Consider the following 1,893-nt stretch of genomic DNA (forward strand, 5'->3'; position numbering starts at 1 on the left):
CGGCACAGGCTCGGCCGCAAGGCCGGGCAGCTCGAAATCCCCTACGGGGTGGCGATCGCTTTCGGTGGTTTGTGGCTGATTAGCGAACGTTTTCTTAACCAGTTTGGTTGATGGATAGGGCTGAAACTTTCTCAGTCCCGTGAGGGGAGGCGATACGCGCCATGGACGTCAAGAAAATCGTGCTGCTGGTCGGCGCACTCCTGATCGCGGCAGTCACCGCCGTCATGGCGAAGAACATGTTCTCGGGCGCTTCAGCCCCCGAAGCGCAGGCCGGCCCGGTGGTGCCCGCGGGTCCCGAAGTGCTCGTCGCGACGCGCACCCTGCCGATCGGCACGATCATCGACGCCGAAGCATTCCGCTACCAGCCGTGGCCCGAAGGCCTCGTCCAGCCCGCTTATTTCACGCGCGGCGAAGCGAACGGCGATCCCCAGACCCTGATCGGCACCGTCGTCCGCAACGAGATCAGCGCGGGCCAGCCGCTGACCCAGGGCTCGATCGTTCGCCCCGGCGAGCGCGGCTTCCTCGCCGCGGCATTGGGCCCGGGCATGCGCGCCGTCACGGTGGGCGTCTCCGCGACCAGCGGCGTCGCCGGCTTCGTCTTCCCGGGCGACCGGGTCGATCTCGTCCTTACCCAGGAAGTGTCCGGCGGCGACAACGAAGCGCCGCTGCGCGCCTCCGAGACCATCGTCCGCAACATCCGCGTCCTCGCCGTCGACCAGCGCCTCAACTCGCGCGACGAGGCGGGCAACCAGGTCGCCCAGACCGTCGCCACGATCACGTTCGAGGCGACCCCCAAGATCGCCGAGAAGATCGCGGTCGCCCAGACCATCGGCCAGCTGTCGCTGTCGCTGCGGTCGCTCGCCGACAACAATGCCGAGCTGGAGCGCGCCATCGCGTCCGGCGAGGTGCAGGTGCCGCACAATGGCGATCCGCGCGCCGAGCGGCAGATGCTGCTCGCCGTGGCGGTCCAGCCCAACGATACCAACACGACCTACACGGTCGGTGCCGACGTTTCCCGCTTCCAGCGCGGAACGGTGCCCCGGCGTCGCAGCGAAAGTTCCGAAAGCGCGCCCCGTGTCGTCCCGACCGGCATTCCGGCGGAACGGATCGGCCCGGTCGTCCGCGTCGCTCGCGGCAACAATGTCACGCTCGTTCCGGTGGGAGCCAGATAAGATGATCAAGAGCAACAAGCTGAAGCGCGCCACGCTCGGCACTGCGGTCGCCGCCGCGCTGGCGGCGTGCCTCGCGGCGTCGGTGACCGGCCAGGCCGCGGCCCAGCCCGCCGGTGCCGTCGCGCCCGCCAATGACGTGACCTTGTCGGTCGGCACCGGCCGCATGGTCCGGCTCAACGGCGTGATGTCCGACCTTTTCGTCGCCAATCCCGAGATCGCCGACGTCCAGGTCCGCTCGCCGAGCCAGATCTACATCTTCGGCAAGACCGCCGGCACCACCACGGTCTATGCGACCGACGGCGGCGGCCATGTGGTCTATTCGGCCACGGTCCGCGTCGGCCAGAATCTGGCCTCGGTCGGCCAGATGCTGTCGATCGCGATGCCCGAAGCGAACATCACCGCCACGCCGATGAACGGCATGGTCCTGCTCACCGGCACCGTCGGCCAGCCCGACGATGCGGCCGAGGCCGAGCGTCTCGTCCAGGCGTTCGTCGGCGAAGCCACCCAGGTGGTCAGCCGGCTGCGCACCGCGACGCCGCAGCAGGTCATGCTGCAGGTCCGTATCGCCGAGGTGAACCGCACCCTGGTGCGCGAGATCGGCACCAATCTGCTCAGCCGCGACAATACAGGCGGCCTCCTGACCGGCATCGGCCGCGGCAATGCCGGCACGATCACCACGGTCACCACACCGGATTCGACGACCGGCCTGCCGGTCGGCTCG

Annotated in this window: 2 protein-coding genes; both read left to right on the forward strand. The window is 68.8% G+C overall.

Annotation, left to right across the window (positions count from 1 at the left end; all coding sequences use genetic code 11):
- The first annotated feature begins 161 nt into the window (after positions 1 to 161).
- Positions 162 to 1,172 carry a Flp pilus assembly protein CpaB gene (gene cpaB, locus AC3XYG_RS37475; protein ID WP_489144991.1) on the forward strand — a complete coding sequence of 337 codons (1,011 nt, stop codon included), beginning with the start codon at positions 162 to 164 and terminating at the stop codon, positions 1,170 to 1,172.
- A gap of 1 nt (position 1,173) precedes the next feature.
- A partial coding sequence (locus tag AC3XYG_RS37480) for a pilus assembly protein N-terminal domain-containing protein (protein WP_489144992.1) occupies positions 1,174 to 1,893 on the forward strand: 720 nt, incomplete at its 3' end.

The organism is Inquilinus sp., from assembly GCF_057815775.1.

Coding starts and splice junctions, on each gene's coding strand:
- cpaB (WP_489144991.1), top strand. CDS start 162: ATGGACGTCAAGAAAATCGTGCTGCTGGTCGGCGCACTCCTGATCGCG.